Raw genomic sequence first — 18,116 nt, 5'->3', positions numbered from 1 at the left:
GCACACAGGTAGGAAGGACATTTTTAGCAAACTCTTGTCCCATATATTTTAGGGAATCCGCATCATAGCCCACGTATCCCACTTGGCAGAGTTTAGTTCGAATGGTTTTATCGGTTACCCATCCAAGCTTATAACCCGCTATATAAGGTGCAAGTCGAATACCACCTAGTATTTGAGTTTTTTTATTTAAAGAAAATTTAAGGAATAGGCTGAATGTATCGCTGTGAGTGATTGTGCCGTCAAAGTCAAATAAAGCTAAGTTCATTTATGATTATCTCTAATATAATTAAAAAGTTATAAATTTAGATTTTTTTAAAGTAATAAAAAACAGGCACAAAAAAACCGCTATAAAAGCGGTTAATTCTTCAAGTTGGTGCGCTCAGAGAGATTCGAACTCCCGACCCCTTAGTTCGTAGCCAAGTGCTCTATCCAGCTGAGCTATGAGCGCGTAACTTGTGTGCCTTTCAGCGATTCGTTCTATTTTACTTGGTGCGCTCAGAGAGATTCGAACTCCCGACCCCTTAGTTCGTAGCCAAGTGCTCTATCCAGCTGAGCTATGAGCGCGTAACTTGTGTGCCTTTCAGCGATTCGTTCTATTTTACTTGGTGCGCTCAGAGAGATTCGAACTCCCGACCCCTTAGTTCGTAGCCAAGTGCTCTATCCAGCTGAGCTATGAGCGCGTAACTTGTGTGCCTTTCAGCGATTCGTTCTATTTTACTTGGTGCGCTCAGAGAGATTCGAACTCCCGACCCCTTAGTTCGTAGCCAAGTGCTCTATCCAGCTGAGCTATGAGCGCATTAAGTAAATGGCGGTGAGAGAGGGATTCGAACCCTCGATACCAGTAATAGGTATGCTTCCTTAGCAGGGAAGTGATTTCAGCCACTCATCCACCTCACCGGAACGAGCCGCCATAATACAAACTAAAACCCTATTGTTCAAGTCATCATAGTGAAATTTTCTTGTTTTTTAGTTCAATGAATTATTTTTTAAGCAATTTTCTCATTATTTTCGTCTTTTTCGATCAAACGCTTGTTAAGATAGATATTATTTCTTCATCAAAATACTGTAGTGCATAACACATTATTGCAAACCTAAACGTGCAGTTCGGGTCTGCATGACTTATGCTAAACTTATCTGCCAAGCGTGAAACCAAACGACATGACAAAAAACTGGGCTGACCCCGAAGCGAAAGCTGAAGCTGAACGTTATGACAATCCTATTCCAAGCCGTACTCTTATTTTAGATACATTGGAACAATTGCAGACACCGCAATCTCATGCAGAACTTGTCGATCATTTTAATATTCATGACCAAAAAAGTATTGAAGCACTCAGTCATCGCTTAAGTGCTATGGTTCGTGATGGTCAAATCATGAAAGACGGGTTTAAATTTCAGTTGGTGGCAGATCAACCGACCTATGAAGCAACTGTTTATATCAATAGTAAAGGTTTAGGCACAGCGCATATTGATGGTCAAAGTGACCTTTTACTTCCTGAACGTGAATTGCGTTTAGTCTTTAACGGTGACCGAGTTAGAGTGCGACAGACTTCGGTTGACCGTAAAGGCAAACCTTGGGGATTTATCACAGAAGTTTTACAACATCGCGTTAAACAATTAATTGGTAAATTGTCGGTTCACGATGGCGAATATTTTATTCAGCCCAACAATCCAAATCAGCACCAACCTATTCCTTTAGAAAAAGAACTGGTAACACACGCTGAAGCAAATGTTGGCGACATGCTACGTGTCGCAATAGATAGTTATCCGACTCGTGAAGAGTTTGCGACGGCGCATATTATTCAATCTATGGCCGACAAAGCTGATACAGAAATTATTATTCCGCAGACTATTCTTGAGTTTGGCTTACCTTACGAATTTCCAGATGAAGTTATAAAAGAAGCTGAAAGTTTTAAAGAACCATCAGCTCAAGACCGTGAAGGCCGCATTGATTTACGAGATTTAGCATTAGTTACGATCGATGGTGAAGATGCTCGAGATTTTGACGATGCTGTTTATGCAGAAAAACGTCCAGGTGGCGGTTATCGTGTAGTTGTCGCAATTGCTGATGTTAGCCATTATGTACGCTTAGACTCAGCCCTCAATGAAGAAGCTGAGGAACGTGGTACTTCGGTATACTTCCCGCATTTCGTATTACCGATGCTACCAGAGGCATTGTCAAATGGCTTATGCTCTCTAAACCCTCATGTAGACCGTTTATGTATGGTCTGTGACTTGAAACTCTCTCGTACAGGCCGTGTAACTGGTTACGATTTTTATCCATCAGTGATGCATTCAAAAGCGCGTTTGACCTATACACAGGTAGCACAATATTTTGACGGCGCAACAGATGCGATTCCAAAAGATCGTGATGTTCATAAATCGTTAAATACGCTTTTCCAGCTTTATCAGATTTTGAAAAATTTACGTGCTGATCGTCATGCAATGGAATTTGAAACCATTGAAACTTACATGACTTTTGATGAGCTAGGCGGGATTAAAGAAATTTTGCCACGTACACGTAATGAAGCACATAAACTTATTGAAGAGTGCATGTTACTTGCTAACGTTGCTGCGGCTGAATATGCATTAGAACATGATGTTCCAATGTTGTATCGCGTGCATGAGGCTCCAGAGTTTTCACGTATTCAGAAAGTAAAAGACTTTGTGAAATTACTGGGTCTACCCTTCCCTGACCAACCAACTCAAGCAGACTATCAAAGAGTAATTGAAGCAACTAAAGATCGTATTGATGCTCCTAGTATTCATGCCGTCTTATTACGCTCAATGATGCAAGCTTATTATGGCGCAAAAAATGCAGGGCACTATGGTTTGGCTTATGAAGCTTATACGCATTTCACTTCGCCAATTCGTCGTTACCCAGACCTATTATTACACCGTGCCATTAAAGCTCACTTGAAACAAAAGCCTTATCCACTCTCTGGTGCTGCACTAGATGATGCAGGTGAACATTTCTCTCAAACCGAGCGCCGTGCTGATGAAGCTTCTCGTAGCGTAACAACTTGGTTGAAATGTCACTACATGCAGCAGCATCTAGGTGATGAATTCATTGGTATTGTAAGTGCAGTGACTGAATTTGGTTTATTCGTGACACTGAAAGATTTATATGTCGATGGTATGATTCATATTAGCCAACTCGGCGATGACTTCTTTATTTATGACCAAGCGAGTCAAAATCTAGTAGGTCAAAATCGTGGTCAAGTCTTTGGTTTGGGCGATGAAGTTAAAATTCAGGTTGCTGGTGTCAATCTGGAAGAACGTAAAATTGACTTTCAGCTCATTAAGCAAGTTACCCATGCAGGCCGAGTAGTTCGTAGCCGTGCGCCGCGTACGACTAAAACTACTACGCAGGCGACTGAAGAAGTTTTCAGTAAACCAACTGTCAGTAGTGATGGTGAGCGACCTGTTCACAAAAAGAAAGAAAAAAGTAAGCCAAGTTCTTACACCAAAAAATCTGGTAAGAAAACCTCAGCAAAAGCCGAGACTAAATCAGAAAAGGTGAAGAAAAAATCTAAGCCTAAAAAGAAAAAGTCGAATGCAAAATCAAAGGCTGAATAGTGAGTAAATAATTATCACACTTCAGAAATAAGTCTCCAATAGGAGGCTTATTTCTTTTTAAAAAGGGTTATTTTACACATTAAGCTTGATTTCCAGCCTGAGAGGACCTACATCTAATACCATGTTTAAAAAATAATGTGGCTATTAGCAATGACTTTACAGCAATCGACTTTACCAACTCCGCGTTTTGACCAAATTGAATTAGAAAATTTAAAACAAGACATTCAACAAGCGATCCAAGCAGGTCAAGAATTTTTAAATACTCTTACGGCTGCACCTACAGATGCAGCTCAGCAACTTGCCGTACTTGAGCAAGTCGATACGCTTGAAAATAATCTAAGTGAATCATGGGGCGTTTTATCGCATTTAAACGCTGTAATGAGCAATGCAGAAACGAGAGAAGTCTATCAATCTTTATTACCAGCATTAAGTGAATATTACACTCAGCTTGGTCAACACACGGCGCTTTATCAAACCTATCAACACATCCATGATGGTCAAGGTTATAGCTCTCTTAGCCCTGCACAGCAAAGTGCTATTCGTCTAGCTTTGCGTGACTTTAAACTTTCTGGCGTCGCTTTAGAAGGCGAAGAGAAAAAACGTTATGCAGAGATTTCTGCGCGTCTTTCACAGCTTTCTTCTGATTTTTCAAACCACGTTCTTGATGCAACACAAGCTTACTTTAAGCCACTTACCGAAGATCAGCTAAAAGGCCTTCCAGAAAGTAATATTGAGTTATTAAAACAGTACGGCAAACAACGTGAACTTGACCAAGCTGTCGCAACCCTAGATTTCCCAGCATATTTTGCAATCATGACTTATGCCGATGACCGTGCATTGCGAGAAGAGCTTTATAGAGCTTATGTGACTCGGGCATCTGATCAGTCTGAACAAACTGAGTTTGATAACAGCAAAATTATGGAAGAAATTTTGAGTCTTCGTCAGGAAATGGCGAAACTACTTGGTTTCAATAACTATGCTGAATATTCTCTGGCAAGCAAAATGGCGCCAGACGTAAAAACAGTACATGAGTTTTTGGTTGACCTCGCAGAGCATGCGCGTGCTCCTGCGCTTCAAGAAGTTGCCGAACTTCAAGATATTGCTAAACAAGATGGTGTAGATGAGCTTAAACCTTGGGATACAACTTACTATTCTGAAAAACTAAAACAGCAACAATTTAATTTATCTCAAGAAGCATTAAAACCATACTTCCCTGCACCTAAAGTTATTCAGGGATTATTCCAGATTGTGCAGCGCCTATATGGCATTAACATTATTGAAAGACAAGCACCTGTCTGGCATCCAGATGCACGTTATTTTGAATTAGAAGACCAAGGCCAAGTGATTGGTGGCTTCTTCTTTGACATCTATGCACGTACAGGTAAACGTGGTGGCGCATGGATGAACGGCTTCCGCTCGCGCATGCAGACTCTTCATGGTTTACAAAAACCAATTTGCTATATGGTGTGTAATTTCACTCCTCCGGTAGGTGACCAACCTGCTTTATTGACTCATGATGAAGTGATTACTTTGTTCCATGAGTTTGGACATGGTTTACATCACATGTTGACCGAAGTAGATAATATCTCGGTTGCGGGAACTCATGGTGTTGCTTGGGATGCGGTAGAACTACCAAGCCAGTTTATGGAGTTCTGGTCATGGGATAAAGAAAGCCTAGATGTATTAAGTGAACACATCGATAGTAAACAGACTTTGCCACAAGAATTACTAGATGCTTTATTAAATGCTCGATTCTTCCAATCTGGTATGCAAACTTTACGTCAGCTTGAATTTGCATTGTTTGACTTGACCATTCACACCAAAACGCCTGCTCTGAATAGTGAGCAAATTCAGCAAACCTTAAACGATATTCGTAAACAATATGCGGTCGTTCCTACTGTCGACTACAACCGTTTCCAACATAGTTTTAGTCATATTTTTGCTGGCGGTTATGCCGCAGGTTATTACTCTTACAAATGGGCAGAAGTCTTAGCGAGCGATGCATTTGATCGTTTTGAAAATGAAGGCATTTTTAACACTCAAACGGGTAAAGAATTCCGTCAGGCAATTCTAGCTGTGGGTGGAAAAGACACTGCGCTTGAGGCATTTGTTAATTTCCGTGGACGCGAGCCTAAAATTGACGCATTGTTACGTCATCAAGGTTGGACGAATGACAACAAAACCGCTTAAACTATGGGCCTAAATTGATCGTGTGGTTAGGGTGATAAAGATGAAAAAACGTTTCATTGCTGGGGCAAAATGTCCAAAATGTGAAGCCATGGATCGGATTATCATGCTAACCACCGCAGAAGACGAATGGATTGAATGTATCGAATGCGGTTATAGCGAAAATCGTCCGACTCATGTTGATGAGCCTGAAACACCTGCTGAACCGGATGAAATCGGGGTAATACAGTTCAAGCCACGTCGTCCCGACTAAAGGTCTTAAACATGCCACTACAAAGAAAACAAAACTCAAAATTATTATGGATTTTAATTGGGGGCTTAAGCATTCTCGTAGTGCTTTTTTTTGCAGCGCAATGGTTTTTTAAAAAAACCGAGTCGTCAGCACCACTGGTTGATCCACAACCTGTCTCGACTCCTGCTCCTGCTAAACCGAAACCAGCTGAGCCATTACCAAGTTCTGAACCCTTAGCTGAAAATGCAAGCTCTCAGCAACTTGTCAGTGAAAATGTGCTTAAAGAGCCTGTCCCAGCACAAGAGTCTTTAGCAAAAGAAGAAGTATCTAAACTTGAAGATATTCATCGCCAGCTAAAAGATCAGGAAGCCACCTTAAAAGCTCAGCATGCAGATGCGGATCAACTAACTAAACTCAAAGAAGAACAAGTTAAATTGCTTGAAGCTCAGCTTAAATAGCAGTAGTTTTTCAATGAACTCTTAAAAAAAGCTAAAGCTGTACATCTTTAGCTTTTTTGGCCGGATTTAAATAATTCTAATCATCTTGTTCTAAATTTACTCAATCTACTTATTAAAAAAGCCCTCCATTTAGGAAGGCTTTTTTGTATAACTAATACTTTGATTTAAGTTATTTATACCAATCGAATAACTTAAATACATATGGCACATAAGTCACTAATACCAATGATGAGAACAAGACAATAATTGGTAGCAACCAGCGCTCATAACGGAAGTAGAAGCTTGTATATTTCTCTTTCGCTTCAGCATCAGCAGCGTTCACTTCATCATCCCCCACGGACAACCGCGTAAGTAGATGGTTCAAGGCAACTGGTGGTGTTACGTAGCCAAATTCGAATGCAACCAACACAATCATCCAGAAATGAATTGGATGAATACCATTTTCGTATGCTACAGGTGCAATAGTTGCAGCAACTAAAATTACAGCACCAAATGGATCTGTACACATACCAATAATGGCAAGTAATAGCGCAATACATGCAAGTGAAATGTAAATACTGCCCAAATGAGTCGGTAATAATTCGACCACTTCAGAGCGTTCAATTAAACCACCTACACTTGCAGACAATGCCATCAAAATAATTAAAGCACCGATATGGCCTACAGTTTCTGAGGTCGCAAAACGAAGTGCTCCACCAAAACCAAGACGGTATTGAGAGCTATGCGGATCATGTGCACGAAGAAATGGTGATTTTTGTTCATGTTCACGAACAATCGCTTCATGAATATTGATTGCAGGTGCTTCTTTTGTCGCAACTAATTTATCATACAAGATCATTGCGATCAGAACTAACGGCAAAATTACTGGTGCAGTAAATTCATTCATTCCTGTATCTAGTGCATATTTATAGATTGCAAGAACAACAGCAGTGATCAGGATGTATGGAATTACAGGTACAAAGGCACGCATCATGCCTGGAATCGCAACTTTTGGTGAATTCACACGGAATTTTTCTTCAGCCAAGAGTAGTGAAACACCCAAGAAAATAAATGCAGTTAACCAAAATACATAAATACCATGCCCAAATAGCTCATCCGACGTAACATGACGGCTATCAAGCATTGCAATTAAAACGACTAATAGACATGGACGTACAACTACCCCTAAAGAACCTGACATTGCAGACACAGCCAAAGCATATTGACGGCGAGCACCCGCATTCCAGACTTCTTTATAAATAATTGCACCTGCTGCGATAACAAAAATACCAGATGCACCTGTATAAGCTGTTGGTACAGCAGCAGCAATTAGAATTAACCAAGTTAAGGTTTCTGGCGCCAAGTTCCATGGACGAAGCACATTAAGGAACAAGTCCATAACGCGTGTTTGAGTTAAAAGCATACCTGCCCAAATAAACAAGGCAAGGTTTAAGAAGATACCCGAGAACTCAACCAATAAACCAAGGTAAATACCTTGCCCCATTGGGTAATCCATAAAGAACGTAAATACGATGCCTGTAATTAGGGCCATGTAAGCATATAAAGGCACTGATAATAAGGCTAAGCCTATATTCCCGCCTTCACGCTTTGGTGGAGGTGAAACAAATAATTGATACAAACTAATTAAAGTCAGAACAACAAATAGAATCATCCAGATCCAGTAAATCGTTACTGTTTCATAGGTAGGTGTTACCCCAGAATTTATGACTGAACGATACTGACTAATGACAGAGGTACTAAGCAGCGCATTACCAATCAACATAAACAGGGAATACACTTTGTAATCTTTTTTTGTTGCTGGGTTACGAAAGCCAATATGGTGATATTTCAACGATGCAGTAATCGCAGAAATCAGCACCATAAAGACTAGTAAAATGGCACGGTTCTCTGTACCAAATTTAAAAATACCAAAGAAACCTGTCTCGATAGCACGGTAAGTACGTACCCCTGGGTTAGCTTCGATATATTTAATAGTTTTATCATACGCCTGATATTTTTCATCACATTGTTGCTGCGCTGCGAGTAGTGATGCACGGACATCACTTTCCGATGCTGCACCAAAGAAACTCGCAAAATCATCAGACGCGTTCGCTTTCATTTGTTCTTTTACTTGAGCCTCGATATTTGGATGTCGATCACAAGTTGGCTTTTCAGGCTCGGCACGCAAAAAAGAATATTGCATACCTGTAGCAGGGTCGCCATAAAGACGTTCCCCGATACGTAATAATTGTCCGTGGATCATTTCCCCGGTACCAATAATTAGCGTCATTAATAGCAGAATGAGGATGACGAATGTTGAGATCCATTCGTTCCAGATATAACCCAGCAGACCTAATCCAGATCTTTTTTCTTGATGTTCTTGCATAAATATTCCAATTTTGTTCTCTCAAGTCCCTAAAAATTAAAGAATTGAGTCATGCAATTTTTCTTGGTCAGGGGTTAAATCCATCCCCCTTCTACCAATCCCTTTATTCAACGATCAAATTTGCATCAAACTTTGTTAATAAAGAATGACTAAAATCTCTTTTTTAACAGTTTGTATTGTCAATGTTTCTTTTTTAATCTCTGGAAAAGCCAATAGCATCCTCCAAAGATTGCGCCACCAATTGCTCCATATAGGTGAGCTTCAGTTAAAACTGGACTCCCTATTAACTGAGCGGTCCCTGTTTGCCCAAAAGTGTTTTCCCATATAAGTTTGGCAATAATTAACCCTAAAACCAGCAAAGCAAAATTTCGCTCTTTACGATATTGCAGATAGACTAAAGCAACCGCTGTATATAGCCCATGTAAGACACCAGATAGGCCCGCATAAGCTTCGATATAAGGTAAATAAAAGTAGAACACCAAACTAATAAAAGGTGGCAATAGCAAAAGTAGACTTAGAAGATGCCATGCTTTTGTATGCGGAAAGATAAAGGGTAAACAGGCAAATGCCATCATATTTAAAAGGAAATGAACCCATCCAACGTGTACCCAATGTGCAGTCCATAAACGCCAGAATTCGCCAAGTAAACTTTCGCGCCAATAAATAAAAGTATCGGGAAACACCTGTAGACAAGCAGATATGGAAATGCACACTGCGACCAAAAGCACTTTACTATTCAGTACATGATCCTTCATGGCACACTCCTTGAAATTAAACTCCTTACGATTATTGTAGAATTTAACAATAGACTCGCAAGAAGTTAGTCTTTCAAATATTCTTTACTGCGCTGCTGGTGGAGCAGATGAATCAGCAGGAACTTCAGAAGCGGCTCCCCCATCAAACAACTCATCTAACTCTGCTGCACCTTCATTCTTATCATTCCAGAAATGAGACATACCATCATCTCCGGTACGTACACCAGTATGTTCAGTCCAGTAACGATCAGAGATACCACGTACAATAAGGCCAGCCATACTGTCAATTAACTTAAAGTTAGGATTGACAGGTTTGTCATCAGCTTGAGACGCCGCATAAGATCTTAATGCATCACGGATTTTTGCATCATCACCGCTTGCTTGGGCAGCTACGGCATATAAGGCATGAGATAGGCGAACACCTTTTTTCTCACCAATCTGAATTGACTGTTTTAAAGTTTGGTATGGATCAGGTTTCCCTTCATCAGCACCTGGCAATAAAGTCCAGATAACAGCACGCGTTGCGTTAGGTGCGCCCCAGAATTTTTCATTATCTAGACAAACCATGCCACGCTCTACAATAGCAGCAATATCTTTAGGAACATTGACTGCGCCGCCTGAGTTAATATCGTTGGTCACAGCCTGAAGACCACTGATCATGCCAAGTAAATAAACGGTTTGATCAGTATCATTACGCATCGTTGGGCAAGAGTCACCTAAGTGATATTTATATTTAGATTCCCAACGATCAGCAAATAATTTATAGCCTGTATACTGACGTTCAGCTGCAATTGCTGCCCAACGCTTCTGTGCAATACGTGCATCTTGGGCTTCTGTCACTTGACCTGCTTTTGAAGCACGTAAATAACGCAGTTCTTGTTCTAAAGCTTGATTTTCCGCACATACACCTGATGCTGCATACATTAATACTGCAACACGTGTCGGATCTGCACCCATCCCTTTGGTAGACATGATTGCAGGCGTTAACGCACTACCGGTATTACATACCATTTCAGCATCTTGCATTGCCAAAATAGGTGGAACGACGTGCTTTTCCGTAAAACCTAGAGCAACATTTGCTCCGGTTTTCACGACGTATGAACAACCTGATAAAACTGAAGCTGCAAGAAAACTCACCGCCAAACCTTGGCTTATTTTTTGGACTTTAGACATCTTCCTGTCCTCTATGTAATTTGTTTTTTCCTTTTCAGATGTACATTAGCAGATGCATATCTTGAATAAAAGAGTAATTACTCTAATTGTAGCGCTTATACTTTGACACACTTCACAGCAGATAAAATTGACAGTTTTTCGAGGAAACAGAAATTTTAGGCAAAAAAAAGTAGCATTGCGACGGTTCAGCACATGCTACTTATTAACTGGGATAAGCTTTTAACGGCTTATATTATTTTTGTTCTATATAATCCTTAAGTAAAGTTCCTGCTCTTCCTACTACTACAGCCATAACAACTGCAATTAACAGAAACATCCACATTGAAATCTCCATGAGAGACCTCCTTACAACAATCGCCCCCAGTTATAAACTGGACACTTGATGAAATTAATCGATTAACCAATTTTAATAATTGACTGATCGACGACCTTGCATCCTCTGTCTCTTAACCTTGTTAAAACTAACTTTGTTAAGATGTTCCCTGAGTAAAGTTCCTGCTCTTCCTATCACCACTGCCAGAATTATGGCAATGACCAAGAACGACCATGTTGGCATCTCCATTTTGAGACCTCCGACACACTTTACGTTGGTGTTTGTACTTTAACCGATCAAATAGATACCCATAGGCGAAATTGTCAGACAATCATATTTCCTTGGCTTTTTTCTATATTTTAATTAGACAATCCGACGTTTAATGAAGAAAAAAATTATTAAGTTTTTGTTTTTTATAATTTTTAAATAAATATACAATTGTAGAATTGTCTAACAATTAATAGAGTTTTTCTAAAACTTTTAATCTTTTCCACTGCTGAATAGGAAGCTGATCGAACCAAACAATAGCTATGTTCGTAGGAGTTTCTTCAAGATAAATAACTACAAATAACTGATAATCAATTATTTTAGTAATTTCCGCGCGGTAAATTTCTTTTTTCGAAAAATATGCAACCGACCATAATTTTTGATCTAAATATTCAATTTGAGATATTTGTGCTTGCTTTAAAAAGAAAATAGAACCAATAAATAGAAGAACGACAGCACATAGCCACCATATCGGTGTTAATAACTGATAAAGCAGGATTGCTAAACCCAAACCAACAAAAAGCTGAAATATTACCGAGACACGGCTATATTTCAGCTCAAAATTTAATTCTTTTATCAAAACAGTTTAGCCATGTACATACTGTTTTAGTTTATAAATAAATTCACGTAACTCAGTACGTGGAGTCTCAGAAACTTCCATGAACCAATCTAATAAATCTGGATCTTCTTGATCAACTAGTTCTGCAAATAATGCTTTTTCTGCCGGATCAGCTTTTAAATAATAGTTTTTTACATACGGGTCAAAATAGACGTCAATTTCTTTTAAGCCGCGGCGTGCTCGATAAATTACTTTACGTTCTTCCAAGGTCATTTCGTCAGACATTTACGTCCCCATCTGTGTTGATAGTGCGCCTAGTTTACCTGATCACACCCTAAAGATCGCTAAAAATATCAAATTGACCAAATTTATCATCTTGTCTGCATAATTGAGCATTCATCACATTGTGAGGCATGAAATGCTTACGTATGTTTAGGGCATAACATCACACCTGAACCAAGGAAGAAATACAAATGCAATCTGGTGCCATCCGTCCTATTCCAAATATGTTACCGAGACAATTATTCAATGAAGAACACGAAGCCTTCCGTGAGACAGTGCGTAAATTCTATGAAAAGGAAGTCGTTCCCAATATAGAGAAATATGAAAAACAGCAACATGTTGACCGAGATCTTTGGAATAAAGCTGGAGAATTAGGTCTTCTTTGCACCACAATGCCAGAGCAATATGGTGGTTCTGGCGTAGATCGCCTATACAGTATGATTCTTATCGAAGAACAAGCGTATGCGATGGACTCAAGTACTGGTTTTTCTCTACATTCCGATATTGTTGCTAATTACGTTAATAATTTTGGTAATGAAGAGCAAAAACAAAAATGGTTACCCAAAATGGCAACTGGAGAAGTTGTTACTGCTATTGCAATGACTGAACCAGGCACTGGTTCAGATTTACAAGCGGTAAGAACCACCGCAGTACTTGATGGTGATGAATATGTCATTAATGGCTCTAAAATTTTTATTACGAATGGCTACTTATGCGACATGGCCGTAGTCGTTTGTAAGACTGGTAATAGTGACAAAGGTTCGGCGAACTTATCCTTAATTATTGTAGAAGCAGACCGTGCTGGTTTTAGTAAAGGTAAACCTCTAAACAAAATTGGTATGAAAGGCCAAGATACCTGCGAACTCTTCTTTGATAACGTTCGCGTTCCTAAAGAAAACCTTTTAGGCATGGAAGGTATGGGCTTTATCATGCTCATGAAAGAATTAGCATGGGAACGAATGTTAGTTGCTATCATTTGTCAGGCAGGTGCTGAAGCAGCATTTGCACATACCGTTCAATATACAAAAGATCGTAAGGCGTTTGGTAAACCTATTGGCGCATTTCAAAATACGCGTTTTAAACTTGCTGAACTCAGAACAGAAATCGATTTCTGCCGGACATATTTAGATCGTTGTATGGAATTACAACTTGAAGAAAAATTGAGTGTAGAAGCTGCCGCAGCTGCTAAATATAAAATTTCTGATATGTTCTCGAAGATTGTAGATGAATGTCTTCAGTTACATGGGGGTTATGGCTATATGCTTGAATATCCAATTGCACGTGCATACATTGATCATCGAGCAAATCGAATTTATGCAGGTACAAATGAAATCATGAAAGAATTAATTTCAAGAACACTTTAATACCTTCATAAGAAAAGGGGCATTACGCCCCTTTTCTTATTTAACACGACTTAAGATACTAATTTTGGTTTACGCTCATTCGCTTCAGAACGCTTATGAAAATGAAGAATGCCATCTTCAAATTTTGCATTTTTCAAAGACTTTCTATCTTCTAAATAGTTATTAGTCACCTGCCATGGAGCACGCTTACCTTGTTTAGGAAGTTCATGTGCTGCACGGTTAATATAACCTGAAGATAATTTACCCATTACAGTATCTTCTTCCATCACAGTCTTATCACCCGATGGAATCACTTCATCATAACTATTTTTGTCCATATAGTTTAATAAGCGACAAATATATTCGGCAGCGATATCTACTTTGAGTGTCCATGAAGCATTCACATAGCCAATAATCATAGCCATATTCGGCACATCACTTAGCATTATGCCGTTATAAAGCATATGTTCAGATGAGTTGATTGGCTTCCCATCAAGAGTTGCCTGAACTCCACCCATAATCTGAACTTGTAGTCCTGTTGCAGAAACAACGATATCAGCATCAAGATGTTTGCCAGATTTAAGTAAAATACCTTTTTCAGTAAATTTCTCGATTTGATCAGTTTCTACACTCGCTTTGCCTTCACGTAAAATCTTAAATAAGTCACCATCTGGCACCACACATAAACGCTGATCCCAAGGATTATATGAAGGTGTAAAATGCTTCATATCAACCTTACCTTTAAGCTGCACTTCAATTGCTTTTAAAAGTAAGCGACGTACAGTTTTAGGATGTTTCTGAGACAACGCATAAATAGCGCGCTGCATACCAATGTTGCGGGCACGGGTAAATTTATAAGCTGCCTCTTCAGACATAAATTTACGCGTTTTTTCATAGATGAAATCGATAGAAGGAACGCTGGCAATATACGTTGGTGAACGTTGCAACATCGTCACATGACCAGCCCCACCTTTAGCCATTGCTGGTACTAAAGTAATCGCTGTTGCACCACTACCAATAATAACCACCTTTTTACCTGCATAATCTAAGTTTTCAGGCCAATGCTGTGGGTGAATGAGTTGCCCTTTAAATGCTTCTTGATTTGAGAAAGAAGGCGCATAGCCCTGATCATAATTATAGTAACCTGTACAACCTACAACAAAGTTGGCAATCCAAGTCTGCTGTTTTTTATTGCTATCTTCGACTACAACCTGCCATTTTTTTGAAGCCGAATCATAATTAGCAGAAAGTACACGATGACCAAAATGAATTTTTTCTTTTAATTTAAATTCATTAATTACTTCACCTAAATATCCTTTAATAGAAGCACCATCAGCTAATACATTCGCTTTACACCAAGGTTTAAAGTTAAAACCAAAGGTAGACATATCTGAATCTGAACGAATACCAGGATAACGGAAAAGATCCCATGTTCCACCAAAAGACTCACGACGTTCTAAAATCTCGAATCGTCGTTGTGGTGAATTTTTTGACAAATGGGCAGCGATTCCGATTCCTGAAATACCTGCGCCAATGATTAAAATATCAACTTGCTTTTCCATTTTATTTTTATACCCATTGTTGAGAATATAAGTTTATTAAAACACAATTTTGACAATACACAATGTCAAGTTTGACCGTTTATCAGCTTTTTTATGTCACTTGAGGACATTTTTATAATTTATTTTGTGACTAGGAATAAAAAAGACCGGTATAAAACCGGTCTTTTTTGAATAAAATCAATTATTCAGCTGAAGTGTTTACTTCACGATCTACAAGCTCAACGTAAGCCATCGGTGCTGCATCACCAGCACGGAAGCCCGCTTTAAGAACACGTAGATAACCGCCGTTACGTTCTTTGTAACGAGGGCCGAGTACGGTAAATAATTTACCAACAGTTGCAGCATTACGAGTACGAGCAAATGCTAAACGACGATTTGCTACAGTATCGTTTTTTGCTAGAGTGATTAAAGGCTCAGCAACACGACGTAATTCTTTAGCTTTAGGCACAGTTGTTTTGATCAACTCGTGTTCAAATAAAGAATTAGCCAAGTTTTGGAACATCGCTTTACGATGGCTGCTTGTACGGCCTAATTTCACACCACTATTACGATGACGCATGGTGATAGTCCTACTTAATTAACGGCTACGATAGGCAAAACGGTCGTCCATACGAAGACTAGCTGGTGGCCAGTTTTCAAGACGCATACCGAGTTGTAAGCCTTTCGATGCCAAAACATCTTTGATCTCTGTTAACGATTTTTTACCAAGGTTAGGAGTTTTTAACAACTCAACTTCAGTACGTTGAACAAGATCACCAATGTAGTAAATATTTTCTGCTTTCAAACAGTTAGCAGAACGAACAGTAAGCTCTAGATCATCTACTGGGCGAAGCAAGATTGGGTCAACTTCTTCACGAGGCTCTTGAGCAACTGGAGTTTGGTCTTTCTGAAGATCAACAAAAATTGCAATTTGTTGTTGCAAGATTGTTGCCGCTTTGCGGATTGCTTCTTCAGGATCAACCGTTCCATTTGTTTCGAGGTCGATTACCAGTTTATCTAAATCGGTACGTTGTTCTACACGCGCATTTTCAACGGTGTAAGAAACACGCTTAATCGGGCTATAAGAAGCATCTAATTGCAAACGACCAACCGGACGTGTTTCACCTTCAGGGAAACGAGAATCAGATGTTTCATAACCACGACCTTGAGCAACTTTCAAGCGCATTTTTAATGAGCCTGAAGCACTTAAAGTACCGATTAAATGTTCTGGGTTAACCACTTCAACATTATGAGGTAAACGAAGGTCAGCAGCAGTAATATCGCCAGGACCTTGTTTTTCTAATGTTAAATATGCTTCATTTTGATCGAACAGCTTAATAGACAATCCTTTTAGGTTCAGCAAGAGCTCGACGATGTCCTGCTGCAAGCCTTCTAAAGTACTGTACTCGTGCTCGACACCTTCTATTTCTACTTCAACCACAGCAGCGCCAGGTAAAGAAGACAATAGAATGCGACGTAAAGCATTACCTAGAGTGTGGCCAAAACCACGCTCTAAAGGTTCTAGAATCACTTTTGCCGAGGTCCCGCTTACCGCTTCGACCTTGATCGCTTGCGGAGTTAGAAACTCGTTTGCAGTACGCGTCATTATTGCTACCTCAAGGATTATTTAGAATACAATTCTACAATCAAGCTTTCGTTGATTTCAGCAGGTAAATCAGAACGATCTGGTGCAGCTTTAAACGTACCTTCAAGCTTAGAATGATCAACTTCGATCCAAGCTGGAATACCACGTTGTGCAGCTAACTCAATCGCGTTTTTAATACGCAATTGTTGTTTAGCACCTTCGTGAACCGCAATTACATCACCAGCTTTAACTTGAATAGATGCGATGTTTACACGACGACCATTCAAAGTAATGCTACGGTGACTTACTAACTGACGAGCTTCTGCACGTGTAGAACCAAAACCCATGCGATAAACAACGTTATCAAGACGGCTTTCAAGCAATTTCAACAAGTTCTCACCTGTTGCGCCTTTAACACGAGCTGCTTCTTTATAGTAGTTACTAAATTGACGTTCTAACACACCGTAAATACGACGGACTTTTTGTTTTTCACGTAATTGTAGTGAATACTCAGATTGCTTACCACCGCGTGCCTGACCATGTTGACCAGGTGCTTTGTTAGCTTTTTTAGTTTTGACGTCAAATGGTTTAACGCCAGATTTAAGTTGCAGGTCTGTCCCTTCGCGGCGAGAGAGTTTGCATTTTGGACCAATATAACGAGCCATGAATGTTTCTCCTTACACGCGACGTTTTTTAGGTGGACGGCAACCGTTGTGAGGAATTGGAGTCACATCGGTAATGCTGTTAATCTTATAACCCACTGCGCCTAATGCACGAACCGCAGACTCACGACCTGGACCAGGACCTTTTACAAGGACATCCAGATTTTTCAAACCGTAATCTAAAGCTGCTTTACCAGCAACTTCAGCAGCTACCTGAGCAGCAAACGGAGTTGATTTACGTGAACCACGGAAGCCTTGTCCACCTGAGGTGGCCCAAGCCAATGCATTACCTTGACGATCAGTAATCGTAACAATGGTGTTATTAAAAGACGCGTGAATGTGTGCAACACCTTCAGAGACGGTACGAGTGACCTTCTTGCGTGTGCGAGTATCTTTAGCCATCTTTTAGCTTCCAGAAATCTTACTTTTTAATCGGTTTGCGCGGACCTTTACGGGTACGTGCGTTAGTTTTGGTGCGTTGACCACGGACAGGCAAGCTGCGACGATGGCGAAGGCCGCGGTAGCAACCCAAATCCATTAAACGTTTAATGTTCATGGAAATTTCGCGACGTAAGTCACCTTCGGTAGGAACCTTAGCAACTTCTGCACGAATCGCATCAAGCTGAGCATCGTCCAACTCACGGATCTTAGTAGTTTCAGTAATACCAACTGCAGCTAAGATATTCTTAGCAGTGTGGCGACCGATACCAAAGATGTAAGTGAGGGAGATAACAGCATGCTTGTTATCCGGAATGTTTACACCGGCAATACGAGCCATTCACTTTCTCCAAAAAGGCAGTAGAGATAATCAACCGCCC

General features: G+C 39.9%; 16 protein-coding genes, 5 tRNA genes and 1 pseudogene. 5 read left to right on the top strand and 17 right to left on the bottom strand.

Annotated features, from left to right (window positions below):
- The 6 genes and pseudogenes from J690_RS15210 to J690_RS15185 form a co-directional block, all read right to left on the bottom strand.
- Window positions 1-265 (bottom strand): annotated as a pseudogene (locus J690_RS15210) (HAD-IB family hydrolase); the annotation flags it as partial.
- 106 nt (window positions 266-371) lie between these two features.
- Window positions 372-448 (bottom strand) — tRNA-Arg (locus J690_RS15205).
- Window positions 449-487: 39 nt separating this feature from the next.
- A tRNA-Arg gene (locus J690_RS15200) sits at window positions 488-564 on the bottom strand.
- 39 nt (window positions 565-603) lie between these two features.
- Window positions 604-680, bottom strand: a tRNA-Arg gene (locus J690_RS15195).
- A 39-nt stretch (window positions 681-719) separates the two neighbouring features.
- A tRNA-Arg gene (locus tag J690_RS15190) sits at window positions 720-796 on the bottom strand.
- A gap of 10 nt (window positions 797-806) precedes the next feature.
- Window positions 807-897: transfer RNA gene (locus J690_RS15185), tRNA-Ser, on the bottom strand.
- Between the two features lie 261 nt (window positions 898-1,158).
- Between J690_RS15185 and rnr the strand changes: the two genes are divergently transcribed.
- From rnr to J690_RS15165, 4 genes are all read left to right on the top strand, one after another.
- Window positions 1,159-3,576, top strand: a complete 2,418-nt coding sequence (gene rnr / locus J690_RS15180; protein WP_005078314.1) for a ribonuclease R — start codon at window positions 1,159-1,161, stop codon at window positions 3,574-3,576.
- Window positions 3,577-3,711: 135 nt separating this feature from the next.
- Window positions 3,712-5,766 carry a M3 family metallopeptidase gene (locus tag J690_RS15175; protein ID WP_032036739.1) on the top strand — a complete coding sequence of 685 codons (2,055 nt, stop codon included), beginning with the start codon at window positions 3,712-3,714 and terminating at the stop codon, window positions 5,764-5,766.
- A 40-nt stretch (window positions 5,767-5,806) separates the two neighbouring features.
- A complete protein-coding gene (locus J690_RS15170; RefSeq protein ID WP_002117042.1) occupies window positions 5,807-6,016 on the top strand; it encodes a YheV family putative zinc ribbon protein in 210 nt (69 codons plus the stop codon).
- Window positions 6,017-6,027: 11 nt separating this feature from the next.
- On the top strand, window positions 6,028-6,453 hold the full coding sequence (locus J690_RS15165) for a hypothetical protein (RefSeq protein WP_032036737.1): 426 nt from the start codon (window positions 6,028-6,030) through the stop codon (window positions 6,451-6,453).
- Window positions 6,454-6,622: 169 nt separating this feature from the next.
- On the opposite strand, the gene J690_RS15160 is transcribed toward J690_RS15165, so the two are convergent.
- The 5 genes from J690_RS15160 to J690_RS15140 form a co-directional block, all read right to left on the bottom strand.
- Window positions 6,623-8,818, bottom strand: coding sequence for a TRAP transporter large permease subunit (locus tag J690_RS15160; RefSeq protein ID WP_032036735.1), 2,196 nt, complete (start codon window positions 8,816-8,818; stop codon window positions 6,623-6,625).
- A gap of 179 nt (window positions 8,819-8,997) precedes the next feature.
- Window positions 8,998-9,573: a rhombosortase gene (rrtA, locus tag J690_RS15155; RefSeq protein ID WP_005078319.1), complete on the bottom strand. Its 576-nt coding sequence runs from the start codon at window positions 9,571-9,573 to the stop codon at window positions 8,998-9,000.
- A gap of 84 nt (window positions 9,574-9,657) precedes the next feature.
- The gene (locus J690_RS15150) at window positions 9,658-10,746 is read right to left on the bottom strand and encodes a hypothetical protein (RefSeq protein WP_032036732.1); all 1,089 of its coding nucleotides are present in this window, start codon (window positions 10,744-10,746) and stop codon (window positions 9,658-9,660) included.
- Window positions 10,747-11,516: 770 nt separating this feature from the next.
- The gene (locus J690_RS15145; RefSeq protein WP_032036731.1) at window positions 11,517-11,906 is read right to left on the bottom strand and encodes a hypothetical protein; all 390 of its coding nucleotides are present in this window, start codon (window positions 11,904-11,906) and stop codon (window positions 11,517-11,519) included.
- Window positions 11,907-11,912: 6 nt separating this feature from the next.
- Entirely contained in the window at window positions 11,913-12,170 is a 258-nt protein-coding gene (locus tag J690_RS15140) for an FAD assembly factor SdhE (protein WP_032036730.1), read from the bottom strand.
- 188 nt (window positions 12,171-12,358) lie between these two features.
- Between J690_RS15140 and J690_RS15135 the strand changes: the two genes are divergently transcribed.
- Window positions 12,359-13,531, top strand: coding sequence for an acyl-CoA dehydrogenase family protein (locus tag J690_RS15135; protein WP_016143559.1), 1,173 nt, complete (start codon window positions 12,359-12,361; stop codon window positions 13,529-13,531).
- A gap of 50 nt (window positions 13,532-13,581) precedes the next feature.
- On the opposite strand, the gene J690_RS15130 is transcribed toward J690_RS15135, so the two are convergent.
- The 6 genes from J690_RS15130 to rpsM form a co-directional block, all read right to left on the bottom strand.
- Window positions 13,582-15,072, bottom strand: a complete 1,491-nt coding sequence (locus J690_RS15130; protein ID WP_032036727.1) for a flavin-containing monooxygenase — start codon at window positions 15,070-15,072, stop codon at window positions 13,582-13,584.
- A 181-nt stretch (window positions 15,073-15,253) separates the two neighbouring features.
- Entirely contained in the window at window positions 15,254-15,631 is a 378-nt protein-coding gene (gene rplQ, locus J690_RS15125; RefSeq protein WP_002049717.1) for a 50S ribosomal protein L17, read from the bottom strand.
- 18 nt (window positions 15,632-15,649) lie between these two features.
- Window positions 15,650-16,657 carry a DNA-directed RNA polymerase subunit alpha gene (locus J690_RS15120; protein ID WP_002116730.1) on the bottom strand — a complete coding sequence of 336 codons (1,008 nt, stop codon included), beginning with the start codon at window positions 16,655-16,657 and terminating at the stop codon, window positions 15,650-15,652.
- Between the two features lie 17 nt (window positions 16,658-16,674).
- Window positions 16,675-17,301 (bottom strand): 30S ribosomal protein S4, encoded by a 627-nt coding sequence (gene rpsD, locus J690_RS15115; protein ID WP_000135204.1) that lies wholly within the window; start codon window positions 17,299-17,301, stop codon window positions 16,675-16,677.
- A 12-nt stretch (window positions 17,302-17,313) separates the two neighbouring features.
- Complete coding sequence (gene rpsK, locus J690_RS15110; RefSeq protein ID WP_001040166.1) at window positions 17,314-17,700, bottom strand: 30S ribosomal protein S11; 387 nt, start codon at window positions 17,698-17,700, stop codon at window positions 17,314-17,316.
- Between the two features lie 19 nt (window positions 17,701-17,719).
- Window positions 17,720-18,076 (bottom strand): 30S ribosomal protein S13, encoded by a 357-nt coding sequence (gene rpsM, locus J690_RS15105; protein ID WP_000090815.1) that lies wholly within the window; start codon window positions 18,074-18,076, stop codon window positions 17,720-17,722.
- Between the last annotated feature and the right edge of the window lie 40 nt (window positions 18,077-18,116).

The organism is Acinetobacter sp. 742879, assembly GCF_000588535.1.
Lineage (GTDB): Bacteria > Pseudomonadota > Gammaproteobacteria > Pseudomonadales > Moraxellaceae > Acinetobacter > Acinetobacter pittii.
This window is presented reverse-complemented; position numbering and strand designations above follow the sequence as displayed.